16 protein-coding genes and 1 pseudogene are annotated in these 16,191 nt (G+C 37.9%); 6 read left to right on the top strand and 11 right to left on the bottom strand.

All coding sequences use genetic code 11. The annotated features are described in order from the left end of the window. A partial coding sequence (locus AC1DG9_RS12910) for a SusC/RagA family TonB-linked outer membrane protein (RefSeq protein WP_477634718.1) occupies positions 1-2,489 on the bottom strand: 2,489 nt, incomplete at its 3' end. Between the two features lie 852 nt (positions 2,490-3,341). Here AC1DG9_RS12910 and AC1DG9_RS12905 point away from each other — a divergent pair. The 6 genes from AC1DG9_RS12905 to AC1DG9_RS12880 all read left to right on the top strand — a co-directional run bounded on the left by AC1DG9_RS12905 (position 3,342) and on the right by AC1DG9_RS12880 (position 9,086). Next, complete coding sequence (locus AC1DG9_RS12905) at positions 3,342-5,261, top strand: gliding motility-associated C-terminal domain-containing protein (protein WP_477634717.1); 1,920 nt, start codon at positions 3,342-3,344, stop codon at positions 5,259-5,261. A gap of 48 nt (positions 5,262-5,309) precedes the next feature. After that, positions 5,310-5,513, top strand: a complete 204-nt coding sequence (locus AC1DG9_RS12900; RefSeq protein ID WP_048904292.1) for a hypothetical protein — start codon at positions 5,310-5,312, stop codon at positions 5,511-5,513. 2 nt (positions 5,514-5,515) lie between these two features. After that, positions 5,516-6,199 (top strand): cell division ATP-binding protein FtsE, encoded by a 684-nt coding sequence (locus AC1DG9_RS12895; protein ID WP_048904291.1) that lies wholly within the window; start codon positions 5,516-5,518, stop codon positions 6,197-6,199. A gap of 129 nt (positions 6,200-6,328) precedes the next feature. Then, positions 6,329-6,928: a nucleotide exchange factor GrpE gene (locus AC1DG9_RS12890; RefSeq protein ID WP_477634716.1), complete on the top strand. Its 600-nt coding sequence runs from the start codon at positions 6,329-6,331 to the stop codon at positions 6,926-6,928. Between the two features lie 4 nt (positions 6,929-6,932). Further along, positions 6,933-8,096, top strand: a complete 1,164-nt coding sequence (dnaJ, locus tag AC1DG9_RS12885; protein WP_172660712.1) for a molecular chaperone DnaJ — start codon at positions 6,933-6,935, stop codon at positions 8,094-8,096. Between the two features lie 75 nt (positions 8,097-8,171). Beyond that, positions 8,172-9,086: a Ppx/GppA phosphatase family protein gene (locus AC1DG9_RS12880; protein ID WP_477634715.1), complete on the top strand. Its 915-nt coding sequence runs from the start codon at positions 8,172-8,174 to the stop codon at positions 9,084-9,086. Here the strand turns inward: AC1DG9_RS12880 and AC1DG9_RS12875 are convergent. From AC1DG9_RS12875 to AC1DG9_RS12830, 10 genes and pseudogenes are all read right to left on the bottom strand, one after another. Beyond that, the gene (locus AC1DG9_RS12875; RefSeq protein ID WP_172660714.1) at positions 9,075-9,644 is read right to left on the bottom strand and encodes a Maf family protein; all 570 of its coding nucleotides are present in this window, start codon (positions 9,642-9,644) and stop codon (positions 9,075-9,077) included. The genes AC1DG9_RS12880 and AC1DG9_RS12875 overlap by 12 nt on opposite strands. Before the next feature lie 69 nt (positions 9,645-9,713). Next, on the bottom strand, positions 9,714-10,115 hold the full coding sequence (locus AC1DG9_RS12870) for a periplasmic heavy metal sensor (protein ID WP_048904288.1): 402 nt from the start codon (positions 10,113-10,115) through the stop codon (positions 9,714-9,716). Between the two features lie 116 nt (positions 10,116-10,231). Then, the gene (locus AC1DG9_RS12865; RefSeq protein WP_337715643.1) at positions 10,232-10,759 is read right to left on the bottom strand and encodes a KdsC family phosphatase; all 528 of its coding nucleotides are present in this window, start codon (positions 10,757-10,759) and stop codon (positions 10,232-10,234) included. A gap of 6 nt (positions 10,760-10,765) precedes the next feature. Beyond that, positions 10,766-11,008 carry a Fe-S cluster assembly protein IscX gene (iscX, locus tag AC1DG9_RS12860; RefSeq protein ID WP_048904286.1) on the bottom strand — a complete coding sequence of 81 codons (243 nt, stop codon included), beginning with the start codon at positions 11,006-11,008 and terminating at the stop codon, positions 10,766-10,768. A gap of 26 nt (positions 11,009-11,034) precedes the next feature. Further along, positions 11,035-11,367, bottom strand: a complete 333-nt coding sequence (locus AC1DG9_RS12855) for a 2Fe-2S iron-sulfur cluster-binding protein (RefSeq protein ID WP_048904285.1) — start codon at positions 11,365-11,367, stop codon at positions 11,035-11,037. A gap of 40 nt (positions 11,368-11,407) precedes the next feature. Further along, a complete protein-coding gene (locus tag AC1DG9_RS12850; protein ID WP_172660717.1) occupies positions 11,408-12,169 on the bottom strand; it encodes a Rossmann-like and DUF2520 domain-containing protein in 762 nt (253 codons plus the stop codon). Next, positions 12,169-14,640 (bottom strand): cytochrome c biogenesis protein CcsA, encoded by a 2,472-nt coding sequence (gene ccsA, locus AC1DG9_RS12845; protein ID WP_337715645.1) that lies wholly within the window; start codon positions 14,638-14,640, stop codon positions 12,169-12,171. Before ccsA ends, AC1DG9_RS12850 begins: the two co-directional genes overlap by 1 nt. Before the next feature lie 5 nt (positions 14,641-14,645). After that, positions 14,646-15,056 (bottom strand): cytochrome c maturation protein CcmE domain-containing protein, encoded by a 411-nt coding sequence (locus AC1DG9_RS12840; protein WP_172660719.1) that lies wholly within the window; start codon positions 15,054-15,056, stop codon positions 14,646-14,648. 124 nt (positions 15,057-15,180) lie between these two features. Beyond that, positions 15,181-15,840, bottom strand: a complete 660-nt coding sequence (msrA, locus tag AC1DG9_RS12835; RefSeq protein ID WP_477634714.1) for a peptide-methionine (S)-S-oxide reductase MsrA — start codon at positions 15,838-15,840, stop codon at positions 15,181-15,183. 129 nt (positions 15,841-15,969) lie between these two features. Then, positions 15,970-16,191: pseudogene (locus AC1DG9_RS12830) on the bottom strand (Glu/Leu/Phe/Val dehydrogenase); the annotation flags it as partial.

Genomic DNA, 16,191 nt, shown 5'->3' with positions numbered 1-16,191 from the left:
GTATATACCCCTGCCGATTTAACCAGGAAATATTCATAAATAGGACGCCCTTTTGTAAGTATAAAAGTAGTACCTGTATTACCATCTGTAACCATAATGTCTCTATTACCATTAGGCAACGACATGATTTGATTTTTGTTGAATGACATTACCAATCTTGGATTCCATTGAAATTTGCTCTCAGGACTGAATACTCTTCCTGTAACATTTAAATCAACCCCTAAATTCCTAACATCAACAGCATTAGTTCTAACTTTATCATACCCGCTGGTAACCGGCATAATCAAATCGAAAATAAGGTCTGATGTACCACGGTTATAAGCATCAACAGATATGTTTAATCTGCTTTTAAATAATTCTGCATCAATACCAATATTCGATTGGATTGATCTTTCCCATGTTAAATTATCTTGTGTAATAGATCCGGGATTATAAGTTACCGAGTTTACACCATTGTAGGTATTTGTAGCGGCAGAGCCTTGATACCCTGCACCACCATTTCCGGTAATGTATGAGTTAAATGGCGCATAGTAATCGGCCGGTAAGTTACCTGAAACACCATAACTACCTCTTATTTTCAGTAATGACACCCAATTCTCTGCTGATTTCATAAACGGCTCGTCAGATATTACCCAACCTGCCGAAACAGAAGGAAAGTGGGCCCACCTGTAATTCTTACCAAAACGAGATGAGGCATCGGCACGGAAACTAACAGAGAAGAGATACTTATCTTTATAATCATAACTTGCTCTTCCGAAAAACGACAGCATTCCTGAAGCTTCGCGTTTAGACCCCGTTATCATATTACCGTATGGATCACTATACGCATATTCATTAATACCCTGAACAGTAGAAATTACATTATTCCCTTTTCCAATCCCCCCAATCCCTGTATATTCTCTTGTCAGGTAGTTTATCGTATTTCCACCCAGTACGGTAATGTGGTGGTCATTATTCACCGAAGTAGTATACGAAAGAAGGTTGTCTATATTAAAGTTATCAAAGTTCGATCTAGACGATTGAGCATAAAAATTACCCTCCGCATCCAAAATACTTGGCCTAAAGATGTCTCTGCCGCCTTTGCTTGATTGCAACGATCCTTGTGTTTGAAAATGAAACTTTTTACTGATATCGTAATTTAGTGTTATACTAGACGTAATATCATCATTGATATTCTTATCCTTAACCTGATCCAGCACACCTGTAAAGTTTTGCATATCCACATCACTTATATATAACAGTGAAGTTGGAAACGTCCCTGCATTTATTGGAAGAGGGTTTTCCCAAGGTGCTTGTCCACGTCCTCTGGCGCGGTCTCCCCTCGACAATCTAAATAATGCATCAAGTTTAAGACGCTCTGAAAGCTTAACTCCCATTGATCCCGACATGGTATAACGTTTAAAACCTGTTCCTTTAATAATACCACCCTCGTTGTAGTAGTTACCACTAAAGCGATAATTCATAGTCTCTGAGCCACCAGATGCAGAAGCATCATAATTTTGAATGATACCTGTGCGATAAAATATTCCCTGCCAATCGTTCGCATTATTAAATGCAGGATTTAAACTATCGGTTAGTATCATAGGATATAGCCCCTGTTGCTCATGGCTGGCGTACTTGTTCAAATAATCCATTTTATACCTGCGCTCCTGAGCACCTGTGATGTACTCTTGCATCTCACCTTGTTTAGAAACACCGGTATACGCACTTACATTAATCTCAGGTTTACCAGACTTACCACGCTTAGTTTTAACAACTACTACTCCGTTTGCACCTCTTGATCCATAGATTGATGCGGCTGCAGCATCTTTTAAAACATCAATGGATTCTATATCATTAGGATTTATTCCTGCAATGAAGTTGGTTCCTGTTAAATCTCCAAATGAGGTTACATCCTCACTTGAAATAGGAATTCCATCTATCACAAATAATGGGCTGCTTAAGGCACGTGCTGCATTTACTGCTCTTCCGATTGATGAATTACCACGTACAACAAATGTTGGTGTACCACCGGGCTCACCTGAGAATGCCTGAACATTTAGTCCCGCCACCCTACCTTGCAAGAGTTTATCAAATGTTGGAGATGGTAAATTTTCAATGTCTTTAGCTTTTACTGTAGATACTGCTGCAGTAGTTTTTTTCCTTGATACTTCCTGGTATCCAATTACGACTACATCTTTAAGCGCATTTGCAGAAGGAGCCAATTGAACATTGACCTCAGTTTGCCCGGCAATGTTTACATCCTTGGCATTATATCCTATATATGAAAAATGAAGAACACCATCTGCAGGTGCATCAATTGTAAATTTTCCATTTCCATCTGTACTAACCCCCTTAGAGGTTCCTTTTAATGTAACGGACACTCCTGGAAGAGGACCACCGTCGTCTGATCCTTTAACTGTTCCGCTAATCTTTTTTTGTGCGAATGCAATTACAGAAAACAGTAGCAACAGGCAGGTCAAGAGTTGCTTCTTGTAAAAATTATTCATAAACATTTTTTTAGTTTAAAATCAAATAGTTGAATTCAATGAAGAGCGATTTTCTTTCAATCTGTTAAGTGGCTGGACTATTCCTGGATAGCCATATTCACCAATTGCAGTTAGGTGACTTGATTTTTCATGGGTTGGTTAGTTGTTAGTTTAAGTTAGTTTGTTAATACAATTAAGGCATAGGAATTCCCCGGCTATATTTATTGTAAATAGCTAATTGAGGTTTACCTAATTCCCTCGTTTAAAATTATATATGGTTATTTGTTGTTCTGGTTTGATGCCCTAAATCAAATCCTGGTTAATGGTTAATAATTAATTCTCAAGCTTTTATGTGCTAAAAATATTATTGCTGTTTTAGTTGATAGCCCTAATCTAGTGTTATTGAAATGTCATTTAACAATCTTTAACAACGCAACCGTTTGCATTAACCAAATAAGATTATACATAGTCCTCATATCAAGATATAAGTCTTAAACAATATTGGAWATAATTTAACTATAAAGACATATTCATTCACAATTCATTACATATGCAAATGATAGGAAAACCAAATAAGTTAGATATATCAATAATTCAACACAAACGGTTGCTTTAGATAAAAAATGTTACTTTACGGTATTTAAGACGGTTTTTAGCAATACGTCCATTCTTGTGCTCTTTCGTTAAAAAAACACCTCAAACAACTAACAATAAGGCACTTAACTAAAACAATAATTTTAGCCCATTATAATTTGTCTTCTATGTTATTATGGTAGACGGCATAAGTAAGATTCAGACGGGTACATTAGGTATAGCAAGGCTGTTTAAAATACAGAGAATAAGCAGTATATTGTATTAGCTTAAATAACTGTATTGACCTGGGGATATACAAAACTTACCGCATTGTTTTTACTGCTCACCTTTAGTGCTGCAAAGGTGAAGGCACAGGTATGTACCGGCTCTTTAGGAGATCCGGTAGTGAACATAGATTTTGGAAGAGGAAGTGCGGATGCTGGCCCCGATCCTGGCTTTAGCAGTTATACCTATGTAAGCGACAGAAATGTACGGGACGGCACCTATACTATTGCAAAAACAACTATTGGCATGAACAGGAATTGGTATGCAGTAACCAATCATACCCCTGATGATGTAGACGGCTATATGATGGTTGTAAATGCAGACCGCAATCCTGGTATTTTTTATGAATCAGATGTACAGATTAATCTCTGTCCAAATACCAAATACGAATTTGCTGCATGGCTACTGAACATGCTTGACTATTCCGGCTTAAAGCCAAATATCACATTTGTAGTATTAGATATGAATGATATAGAATTAGGTAGTTATAACACTGGTGACATTCCGGATCAAGACCGTAATTGGAGGCAATATGGGTTCATTTTTCAAACCACAACTTCAACACGCGTGAAAATCAGAATGATCAATAATGTTTTTAATGTAAATGATGCTGGTGGAAATGATATCGTGATAGATGACATCACATTCAGAGCCTGCGGACCAGATATTAAAGCTGGAATAGGCACTAGTTTTAATCGAGTTCAAGATATTTGTGAAGGGACCACCACAACCTTAAATCTGTCGGCTCAAACAGTGGGTTCGGGAACCCTCCGGTACCAGTGGCAAAAAGACAATGGTGGCAGCTGGGCTGATATTCCCGGGGCTACAAATCCTTCAAGTTATAATGAGTCATTTACTAATGCGATTCCTGGATTGTACAATTACAGATTAACTGCAGCTGAACCAGGAAATTTTAATTCTCCTAATTGCCGAACAGTATCCCCTATCTTAACCGTTAAAGTAAACTYGCCCCCAATGGTAAACGCAATAAGCAATGGGCCTGTATGTATAGGAGATGCCATAATGTTTGATGTAAGTACAGACGGTACCTACGAATGGCGAAGGCCCAATGGAACTTTATTTTCGACAGAAAAATCGCCTGTAATTCTAGATGCTACAGCAAGTATGTCTGGCTCCTATACCCTTACCGTAAAAAGTCTGGGATGTGAGGTTACTTCCGCAATAAATGTGAACGTTATTCCTCCACCAATTCCGGTTGTAGACAATCCGGCACCCCAGATTTGTGAGGGAACTAGTGTACAACTGAATGCTTCAGGGGGTACAAGCTACTCCTGGTCGCCGACAATTGGGCTTTCAGATCCAAATGTTGCGAATCCCATCGCTTCGCCAACTGTAACTACATTATATACAGTTCAAGTAAAAAGTGGTACGTGTTACAGGGAGGCCCAGGTAAATGTAATTGTTAACAAAGTACCAGCTGCTGATGCGGGTCCTGATAAAAAAATATTAAGTGGATATGATGTCAAACTAAACGGAAGTGTGTCAGGAGATGGAGTAAGGTATTTCTGGACACCGAATACTGATATTGATGATAAAAATTCCCTTACTCCCAGGGTATCGCCTAAAGAGGATACAGACTATATCCTGCACGCAGAATCGACTATGGGCTGTGTAACCGCTCTGGACACGGTATTTGTTAAGGTCTATAACGGACTTACAGTTCCAAATGCTTTTAGTCCAAATGGCGACAATATTAATGATGCGTGGAATATCACCGCTATAGATGCTCTGGATGCCCCTGTGGTAAAAGTCATGAATCGTTATGGAACCCTCATCTTTGAAAGTACCGGCTATGAAAAGCCCTGGGATGGGAAGTACAGAAATGAGGATGTTCCTGTTGGTGTTTATTACTACATCATCGATCTGAAAAATGGCATGAAACCAGTTACCGGATCGCTTACCTTGATTAGATAAATACATCACATGCCTTAATTCTCAATTTGAAATACTATTTTTGACCTAATGTATGTTATTAAAGTAAAAGGCATTGCCAAGATCCCTGATTACGTACAATTAAGGGATGATAAATTTACCTTATTGGCCTACTTTAGGGTAGACAGGCCTGATAAATCGCTTGAAAAATTGGGCTTAGGTGATAAATTGCCCTACATTATGAATTTTGTAAATGATTTGCCCTTTGGACAAATTGCTAAAATAGATATTTAAAAATGACAGGAAACGCAGTTATAAATCTAAAGAATGTAGATGTATTTCAACAAAAACATCTGGTCTTATCAGATGTAAATTTAAATGTTGATAAAGGAGAGTTCGTTTTTTTAATTGGCCAAACCGGTTCCGGGAAAAGCAGTTTACTTAAAATCATTTACGGAGATCTTCATATCGGTAATGGCGACGGACAAATTGCTGGCTTCGATTTAAAAAACCTGGCCATTAAAGATGTACCCTATTTACGCAGAAAATTAGGAATTGTATTCCAGGATTTTCAACTGCTTACCGACAGAACAATTGAAAAAAATCTTGAGTTCGTATTAAAAGCTACAGGTTGGAAAGATCAAGCCTTAATTGAAGAACGTATAAAAGATGTTCTTGAAAAGGTAGGCTTACGATCAAAGATCAGAAAAATGCCGCATGAGCTTTCGGGCGGCGAGCAGCAACGCGTTGTAATTGCACGTGCATTATTAAATAACCCAGAAATAATACTTGCTGATGAACCTACAGGGAACTTAGACCCTGATACATCAGAAGAAATAGTAATGTTGCTTAAACAGATTAGTCAGAGTGGAACTGCCGTACTTATGGCTACCCACGATTATCATATTATAAGAACTTTCCCTTCAAGAATTATCAAATGTGAAGGTGGAATTGTGCATGAAGATGCACAAATTGTTTAACCGCCAAAATCTGACAAAACATTCCTTTTCAGTCATTCGCGTCAGTTTATTTTAAATAAAACTGACACCATGACTGATATATTTCATTGGCAAAACTTTTGAGTTTACAATCAAAAATTCTACTATACCATGTTTAGCAAGAAGAAAAAGAACGATAACACAGATCCAATTGTGAAAAATAACGCTGAAGAGCAGATGAATAATACCGAAGATCAAATAAATACTGAAGAAGTAACTGCAGAAAATCCAGTTACGGAAACCGAAGTTGTGCCAGAGCTTTCTGCCGAAGAAAAATTACAACAAGAGAATGCAGCTTTAAACGATAAATATCTACGCTTGTTTGCCGAGTTTGACAATTTCAAACGTCGTACCCAAAAAGAGCGTAGTGAGCTTTTACAAACTGCGGGAAAAGATGTAATAGTTTCACTGTTACCTGTTTTAGACGATTTTGATCGTGCCACCAAGGCCATARAAACTGCTACTGATATAAATCCAATCCGTGAAGGCGTTGCGTTAGTACATAGCAAGCTAAAAAGCATTTTAGCTCAAAAAGGTTTAAAAGAAATGGAAAGCATCAACAATGTTTTTGATACTGATAACCATGAGGCTATTACTAAAATACCTGCCCCAAATGAAGAGTTAAAAGGAAAAGTAATTGATGAATTAGAGAAAGGCTACACTTTAAATGATAAAGTGATTCGCTTTGCTAAAGTTGTAGTGGGTAGTTAATATTATGAGTAAGAGAGATTTTTATGATGTACTTGGTGTAACCAAAAGCGCATCTGCCGAAGAAATTAAAAAGGCTTATCGCAAACTAGCCATCAAATTTCACCCTGATAAAAACCCTGGGGATAAGGCTGCCGAAGACAACTTTAAAGAGGCTGCCGAGGCCTATGAAGTTTTAAGCAATCCGGAAAAGAAACAACGTTATGACCATTATGGGCATGCTGGCGTTGGCGGAGCTTCTAGCGGTGGATATGGCGGTGGCGGCATGAACATGGAAGATATCTTCAGTCAATTCGGGGATATTTTTGGTGGTGGTGGCAGTCCTTTCGAAAGTTTCTTTGGAGGCGGCGGTCAGCAGTCGCGCGGCGGCCGACGTGTAGCTAAAGGAACTAACCTGCGCATCAAAGTAAAACTCACTCTTGAGGAAATTGCCAACGGTACAGAGAAAAAAATCAAAGTAAATAAGCAGATTAGCTGTAAAACATGTGACGGAACAGGAGCTAAAGATCGCTCATCGGTAAGTACATGTAAAACCTGTGGTGGAAGCGGTGCAGTTCGCAGAGTGACCAACACAATTCTTGGTCAGATGCAAACTACCTCTACCTGCCCTACTTGTAATGGTAGCGGACAACAGATCACGGCTAAATGTACATCATGCCATGGTGAGGGTATAGTTCGTGGCGAGGAAACAATTACAATCAATATCCCAGCTGGTGTAAGTGACGGTATGCAATTAAGCATGAGCGGAAAAGGTAATGCAGCACCTAGCGGCGGTATCCCCGGAGATCTGATCATCCTGATTGAAGAAATACCTCATGAAACTTTAAAACGCGAAGGCAATAATGTAGTTTATGATTTACACGTTTCTATCATTGATGCTGCATTAGGCTATAGTGCCGAGGTTCCAACCATTGATGGTAAAGCAAAAATCAAAATTGAACCAGGTACCCAAAGCGGAAAATTATTACGCTTAAAGGGTAAAGGTATTCCTGAAATCAATTCATATCACAGAGGCGATGAGATTATCCATGTAAATATATGGACTCCAAAAGCGCTAAGTTCTGAAGAAAGAAGCATGCTTGAGAAATTAAGAGACTCTCCTAATTTTAAGCCACAACCTGGTAAGCACGATAAGAGTTTCTTCGAAAAAATGAAAGAATATTTCGAATAATAATTAAATAGTTTTTAGAAAGCCGTCCAGTAGGATGGCTTTTTTTTTGCACTTTTACCATCAAATAAACCTTTAATGAAAGCCGCAGTTATTGATCTTGGTACAAATACCTTCCACCTGATAATAGCAGAAATATCTGCTACAAACGTCCAGATAATCTATAAAACAAACGTACCCGTTAGGCTTGGTCAGGGACGCATTAACGAAAACATCATTATACCCGAAGCATTTGAACGAGGAATTGAAACCTTAAAAAACTTTAAACAGAAAATTGACAAGTACCAGGTTCAGCAAACACTGGCAATTGCTACCTCCGCAGTAAGGAGCGCAGCCAATGGAATTGATTTTGTTGAATCTGCAAAGAAAAACGCAGACATCATTATAGATGTTATTGATGGTGATAAAGAAGCTGAATACATCTATAAAGGAGTAAAAGCCACAGGTACAATCAATGGAACATCATTGATTATGGATATCGGCGGAGGAAGCACCGAATTCATTATCTGTAATGATAAAGAACTGCTGTGGAAGAAAAGCTATAACATAGGTGCAGCCAGATTAATGCAGGCTTATTTCCATTCAGATCCAATTAATGAGCTGGATAAATCAGCTATTATTAACCATCTGAACAATGAGCTCACAGATTTAAAAGAAGCTTGTATATTACATAAACCTGATCATTTGATTGGTTCTGCCGGCGCTTTTGAAACCTTTGCCAGTATGATTTTAAAAGAAACACATATAGAAAACATAAAATCTGCGCCTATAGAATTTACTGCTTACAATAGCCTTTCAGAAAAACTAATTACGTCTACCCATGCAGCACGCCAAAACATGCCTGATCTAATAAAATTAAGGGTTGATATGATTGTGATTGCCGCAATTCTTACCAATCACATTTYATCACTGTCTGAGATTAAACAGATCAGTTTGTCCACTTACGATTTAAAAATGGGCGTTCTATATTCGCTATCAGAATTAAAATCCTGACAAAGCTTTATATAACTTTTCAGTTGGCAAACCCATTACATTTGTATAAGAACCAATAATCTTATCGACAGCTACAAGGCCTATCCAATCCTGAATACCATAAGCACCGGCTTTATCAAAAGGATTAAAATTGGCAATATAAAAATCAATCTGTTCTGCTGTAAGTGGATTAAAAAACACTTCAGTAACATCGTAAAAAGAATGCATTTTATCCCCATAAGCAATGCTCACACCAGTGTATACCTGATGGTTTGTACCAGACAGTTTGGTTAGCATTTCAGTAGCATGAGTTACATCCTCAGGTTTACCCAATATTTCATTATTATAGGCAACAATAGTATCTGCAGTAATCACTATGTTTTCATGGCTATCATCTGCAAAAGCTGCTGCCTTCTTTTCGGCAATATAAACCGCAATTTCGGCCGGGAGCAAATCTTTCGGATAGCTTTCATCAACTTCCTTCAAAACTACTTTAAAATCAAGGTTCATCGATTTCATCAATTCTTGTCTTCGTGGAGATTTTGAGGCGAGTATTATTGGAAGTGTCTGCTTATACATAATTAAAATTTGCTCAAAAATAACAAAAGCGGCCATATGCCGCTTCTATTATTTTAAATGTTTTAATGATTATTGACCTCCGCCATTACCATCTTGTCTTTTTTTCATTGCTTCTTTTCTCTCTTCTTTCCAGGTAGTGTAAGCTTTTTTCTGGTCGTCGTTTAACAAAGCATTAATTTTAGTATCGCTTTCCTCGTTAGATTTCACCATTGCAGCCCGCATTGCGTCTCTATCTCCTGCCGCATCTTCACGCAATTTTTTCATCCCCTCGGCTTGTTCCAGGTAAATGGCAGAAACTTTGGTTTGCTGATCTGCCGTAAGACTAAGCTTTTTAGTCAACATTTCGGTATTTCTTTTTGCTCTCTCTTCAGGTGTTCCTCCTCTACGACCACCTTGACCCTGACCCTGTTGCGCTTGTGCAAATGTTATTACACTAAATAACAATCCGCAGATAATCAATAATTTTTTCATACTCTTTTACAATTTTTAATAGTTATAAAGCTTTTAGCTTCGGTTTTGTAAGAGATTGGAGTATGAACAGTGGAATAGGTTTAATCTAACAGAAGTAACATAATTGTTGCAGGCTGCTACTTTCCCGAATCGGCTGCAGAAGGGTTCTCATCGAACCATTTTTGCTGTACTTTAAGCACCTTTTCAATAATATCCCGAACTGCAGTTTTACCTCCTGAATATGGAGAAATATATTCAGAAATTGCTTTTATTTCGGGCACAGCATCTGAAGGGCACGTTGGCAGCCCTACCAGTTGCATCACTTTAAGATCGGGAATATCATCCCCCATATACAATATTTCGTCGGCCGTAATGTTATGCTTAGCCAAAAGAGAATTAAATACATCTACTTTATCTGAAACACCAAGGAATACTTCCGCAATACCTAAACCTTCAAAACGTCTTTGCATTGCCAAACCCCGCCCTCCRGAGATGATACAAATAAGGTAACCCCTTTTCACGGCCAGCTGTAAAGCATAACCGTCTTTAATGTTAAATGTGCGCAGAAACTCCCCACTGTCTGATGCAATAATATCACCATTTGTGAGCACACCATCCACATCAAAAATAAGGGTGGTAATGTTTTTAAGTTTCTGCAGGAACATATCTTACTAATCCTGGTTATCTCTCCATTCGTAAACCCAGGCCGACTGGATTTGCTCCAAATGACCTTCACTGCTTTCTTCTCTGGTCCCTTTAAAATTAGGTAATTCCAATACCCATTCTATTAACTCAGTGAATCTGATACGGTATATTTTGGCTTCATTAAAATCATCACCAAATTTCTCATATAACTCCTGGGCTATATCCTCATGGTCATTCCAGTATATTGGTAAAGCAAATTTATCTTGCATGTCTTTGTATAATTTATTGATTTATATTAGTGACCTAAAAATTCTGATTGATCAGGGATTGTTACTTCTATGTCTCCATCTATAACAACACACTGGCAACCTAATCTTGAAGTAATTCTAGGACGAACAGCTCTGTCAATAAAATCTTCTTCTTTATCAGAAATTTCCTGGATATTATCCATTCCCTTTAGTACGTAAACATGACATGTACTGCAGCCGCATACTCCACCACAGTTATGCTGTAATTCTATTCCGTGATCTAAACAAGCATCAAGAACCGATTCTCCACTTACAATAGGTAATTCAAGAGGTTCTTTTCCTTGTTCTTCAAAATTTATCTTTAATTTAAAAATACTCATAATTGTGTTCAAAAATAAGCACGAAAAACGGCATTTATAACTATAAATGTGTTTTTTTAATGCTTTTACTTAAAGTTTGATAGATTTCTTTTAATTCAGGCATACCATTCAGTAAAACCTGATGTTTAATCATAGTTTGCTCATCATCCCGAACGGCAGGTCCGGTTTGTACATTTATAGGCAGTTCAGTCTGTACTTTTAATGCCGTCTCCATTATTAATGGCTTAAGCATCTCAAAGTCGAGCTCAAAATGTTCCACTATCTTATCACTCAATGTGTAAAGATGGTTAACAAAATTACAGGCAAAAACTGCCGCCAAATGCAATATTTTCCTTTTCTCGCTATCCACTTCATAAACAGGCGAAGAAAGCATATCCGCGACACTTCTTAAGACCTCCAAAGTATGTACATTGCTTGCCTCAATACATAATGGAACGTTAGCAAAATCAATTGGCTTGGCTTTAGAAAAAGTTTGCAGAGGATATAAAACACCGTAATTTTTCAATGCCGACAAGGCATCTATTGATGTAGCTCCCGAGGTATGAACTACCAATCCATTTATTTCTCTTAAGCTATCAGATACTGATGCAATGGCATCATCTTTCACCGCAACAATGTATAAATCAGCCGAACGGTCAATTTCATCCAGATTTGAGATAGCTACAGAGTTTGTGTTCTTTGCCAGCTCAGAGGCGTTCGCCAAATCACGGCTCCATATCTGAATCAGATCTACACCCTTTGCTTTTAGCGCATTAGCCAAATGCGTTGCCACATTACCAGAACCAATACAGACTACTTTCATTAAACAGCTTTAACTTCTTTTTGTCTCCTGAAAATGGATAGTAAAAATCCTGCAACCATCACTATTGTACCAATCCAATATAAATTGATGTAAGGGAACTCAATAGATTTAAAAACAACCCAGTCCTTCGCCTGCTGAGGTTTTTCAAAAACCTGCAATTCTACTTTGCCTTGATCAGGAATTACTTTTGTAAACCTAACCCTTAACCCTAAATCATCAATATTACGGGCAAAGTCAAATACGTTATTTCCTTTAACCAAAAAGATAGGTTCAGTTTTATATATTTTACCATTAACGTCAACCTCAATTGGCATACCTACAGCTAAATCCTTAGGACCAATTACTAAATCTTTTGCCTGCGGTTTTGGATTTAGTGCTTTAACAGTAAGTACCCCACTACTTGTATGTAAAGTATCACCAACGCTAACTGTCACAATTCTAGGAGCCTTATAGTTTTCTTCTTCACTATGTCCTTCATGGTCTCCATGCTCCTTGTCTTCTTTCAAAGGAGCGCTGGTAACGTGAGTATAAATATCGTAGGTTAAGTAATGTTTAGTGTCAGGTGAAGCAATAAGCCCCATTTTCTCGTTCGACTGAATATGAGGATTTACTTCGAAATCTTCTTTTACTTTGCCAGTACTTTCATCATAAACTTTAAAGTTCAATTTGTAAAAAGTATTTGGAGCAACGGTAGTATCGCTGATATAGGTAACGGTGTACTTACCCATTTTCTTTGGCTCATTTTTGTAGAGAACAATGTTCTCTCCGGGTTTCTCAGCCTTCTCGAAATCTTTAACCGGAATAAAGTTAGATGCATTTAAAGAGATTGGTTTGTTAGTAGCGGCAGCTACCAAAGCGCCAAGCAACAACAAAGCAAAACCAATGTGTGCAACGGCCGCACCTACCAATTTCCGCTTACCTCCAAAACCTTGTCCCAGAATCTTCGCGTTAGACATAACTGCAAAAACACAGCTAAAGGTTAAAAGTATATACATCAGGTTATGATATACATTGGTGATATAAACAAAACCAGCAGTAATTACAATTGAGAAAACCACAGTAGCCGCAAGACTGCTGTAGAATTTACGGATATCAGTTCTCTTGTACTTCATGAACTGGGTGAATCCAGATATGACCGTTACTAAAATAGCAAACGGAGCCTGCCATTGGTTGTAGTACTTAATGGCATCTATAGGAGGTGCAAAGTTAGTTCCAAATGCTGCGTTAAACACAGGTACTGAAGTAGAGAAAATTACCTGAATACAAGCTACAGTAATTACTAGTGCACCTATAAACATCCAGAATTCTCTTGAATAAGTTTCTTCGTCTTTATTGGTAATTGGCAACTCTTTCCATCTTACAATCAGTAAAATTACAGGTAAGGCCAAAAAGACAACATTGTATAATATAAGGTGCCCAAACATACCCAGATCTGTAAATGAGTGGACAGATGTTTCGCCCAAAATACCACTTCTGGTAAGAAATGAAGCATATAATACCAATACAAAGCTGAGGAAGATCAATACAATTGCAGTAAAGAATGCATGCCCTGTATTTTTAAAGGCAATCATTACGTGTACACCCGCTATGAGGGTTAACCAGGGAATAATAGAAGCATTTTCTACAGGATCCCAGGCCCAGAAACCGCCAAAATTAAGTGCTTCATATGCCCAAAATGATCCCATAATGATACCCGTCCCCAAAATCATTACGGCAAACAATGCCCATGGCATTGCTGGTTTTACCCATTCTTTATATTTCTTTTGCCATAGCCCCGCAATTCCATAAGCAAATGGCACAACCATGCTGGCAAAGCCTAAAAACAAAGTCGGTGGGTGGATAACCATCCAATAATTTTGAAGTAGCGGATTTAATCCGCGTCCGTCGGTTATAAATTTAAGGTAGTTTTTAAAGTTTTCAGGATCAGCAAATACAACTGGCGCCATCTCCTTAAGGTTTAAAGCATCTCTTAAAAGGATGAAGGGAGAGCTACCTATTCTTTCGCCAAAGATTTCAACACCTAATAACATTGAAGTTAAAAATGCTTGCGAGAACGCTACAATGGTCATTACGCCAGTTTCCCAGGTTCTGGCCTTCCACATTAATATTACGCCCAGTAATGATTGCCAAAACGCCCATAACCAGAAACTTCCCTCTTGCCCTTCCCAAAATGCTGACACAATATAATATACAGGCAGCTCTTTCGAAGAGTGTGAATAAACGTAATAGTATTCGTTGTAATGATTTAATATTAGAAAAAAAAGTGTAGCTCCGATGCCTATTACACTAAACCAGTTTATTAGAAATGAGATGCGTCCGATGCGTTTCCATGATTGATCTGCAAGATCCTTATTTTGGGTAGCAAAAAAATAAGAGATGGCTGATAGTAACGACGCAGCGAATGCTAAAACAATAAAGAATTGCCCGACTTTACCCGGAAGGAGGTTCTCTCCAATAAATTGTATATCCATTAAGATTAGTTGTATTTTTCCACTTTACCGTCCTTCTTGACTTCTACAAGATCATTATTATATTTAGATGGACATTTCATGAGTATTTTAGAAGCGTAGAAGGTATCATCTTTCATCTTGCCGATTAATACCAGTTTTTCGGAGCGTTCAAAGTCTTGAGGTTTAGTGCCATTGTAAACAACTTTATTCACAATGCCTTTTTGATCCTTCATGTAAAAAGCAAAGTGGTTAGCATCTTTCTGAGCGTCGTAATATGTACCCTTTTCTTTTTCCCAGTATCCCATTACGTGAAATTCCTTAGGATCTTTTGCAGCTTCAGTAAATGTAGAATAGCTATTTGTATCAGCGTTTAGACTAACTAAAAAACCTACACATATCGCTATAGTAATTAAACCAACAATTGCACTTTTTCTCATGGTCGTAATAAAAATAAATTGAACCCTACAAAGATAAAAAATATAAGTACCTAAAGTCTTTTAGCTACATCCAATTCGGGATGATGACAGTTTATTGATAGTTCTCTGACAAAAAGCTCATTTTTTAGTCTTTATATTCAGATTTTATGAGGTAAGGCATAGTTTTTCTGAGTTTTAGCACTTTTGGGCGAGAAACATTTCTAATGTATGGATCCCAGCTATGTCTTCTATAATAATCCTGATGTTCGGTTTCGGYTGGATAAATGACTTTAAATGGAATCACTTCAGTTACCACCGGCCTGTTGTAACCATTTATAGAATCAATTCTACTAATTAGGTTGTGAATTATTATTTTCTCTGAAGGCGACCGATAAAAAGCGATCGAACGATAATCAGGGCCCAGATCAGGCCCTTGTCCATCCTCCTGGGTAGGATCGTGTGCATTGAAAAATGCTTCGGTTAGTCTTTCAAAGCTTATTACGTTGGGATCATAATAAACCTGTACCGCTTCCGCATATCCGGTAGTTTTAGACAATACCTCATTATAACCCGGATTTGGTTTAGTACCGCCCGAATAGCCACTTATAACCTTACTCACTCCCTTTAACTCCAGCATACATTCCTGCATTGCCCAGAAACAGCCACCAGCATAGGTTGCCACAGCTTCTCCCCTTTTTGCTGCTGTTATTACTGCAAATCCATTTTTAGTTTCCAGTTTTTGCGCCTCATTACAAGCGCAAGATAAAGTAGTCAGAAGTATCCAAAATATTAGCTTAACTTTCATAATCAGGCTTTATGTAATATACGCTGATAAACGCATTTTAATTTTAACATCTGTTTAATTAGCAAACTGATGACAAAAAAAATCCGCATCACTATGTGTGATGCGGATTAAAATAGCTGTCTTTAAAACCTACGGCCAGATACCAAGGTTCATATAAGAAACTGCGATCTTATCAATTGAACCCACAAAAGCAGCGGTCCTTAATGTTTGAACACCAGGTTTGGTAATTAAATTCTCTCTGATCTCATGGTAGGAATGAATCATTGTGTCCTCTAATCCTGAATTTACAAGCTCCATCTCAGAAGCTCCCTTAACAATCATTAAACGATTTTCAGCTGGGATCTTTTTACC

The organism is Pedobacter sp. 05L430 (assembly GCF_056397585.1).
The sequence above is the reverse complement of the archived record's forward strand: the minus strand, read 5'-3'. Positions and strand labels throughout refer to the sequence as shown.

Bases quoted from the DNA above. Each gene is read 5' to 3' on its own strand.
- dnaJ (WP_172660712.1), top strand. From the start codon at position 6,933: ATGAGTAAGAGAGATTTTTATGATGTACTTGGTGTAACCAAAAGCGCA.
- AC1DG9_RS12840 (WP_172660719.1), bottom strand. From the start codon at position 15,056: ATGAGAAAAAGTGCAATTGTTGGTTTAATTACTATAGCGATATGTGTA.
- iscX (WP_048904286.1), bottom strand. From the start codon at position 11,008: ATGCAAGATAAATTTGCTTTACCAATATACTGGAATGACCATGAGGAT.
- AC1DG9_RS12900 (WP_048904292.1), top strand. From the start codon at position 5,310: ATGTATGTTATTAAAGTAAAAGGCATTGCCAAGATCCCTGATTACGTA.
- AC1DG9_RS12870 (WP_048904288.1), bottom strand. From the start codon at position 10,115: ATGAAAAAATTATTGATTATCTGCGGATTGTTATTTAGTGTAATAACA.
- AC1DG9_RS12875 (WP_172660714.1), bottom strand. From the start codon at position 9,644: ATGTATAAGCAGACACTTCCAATAATACTCGCCTCAAAATCTCCACGA.
- AC1DG9_RS12895 (WP_048904291.1), top strand. From the start codon at position 5,516: ATGACAGGAAACGCAGTTATAAATCTAAAGAATGTAGATGTATTTCAA.
- AC1DG9_RS12850 (WP_172660717.1), bottom strand. From the start codon at position 12,169: ATGAAAGTAGTCTGTATTGGTTCTGGTAATGTGGCAACGCATTTGGCT.
- ccsA (WP_337715645.1), bottom strand. From the start codon at position 14,640: ATGGATATACAATTTATTGGAGAGAACCTCCTTCCGGGTAAAGTCGGG.
- AC1DG9_RS12855 (WP_048904285.1), bottom strand. From the start codon at position 11,367: ATGAGTATTTTTAAATTAAAGATAAATTTTGAAGAACAAGGAAAAGAA.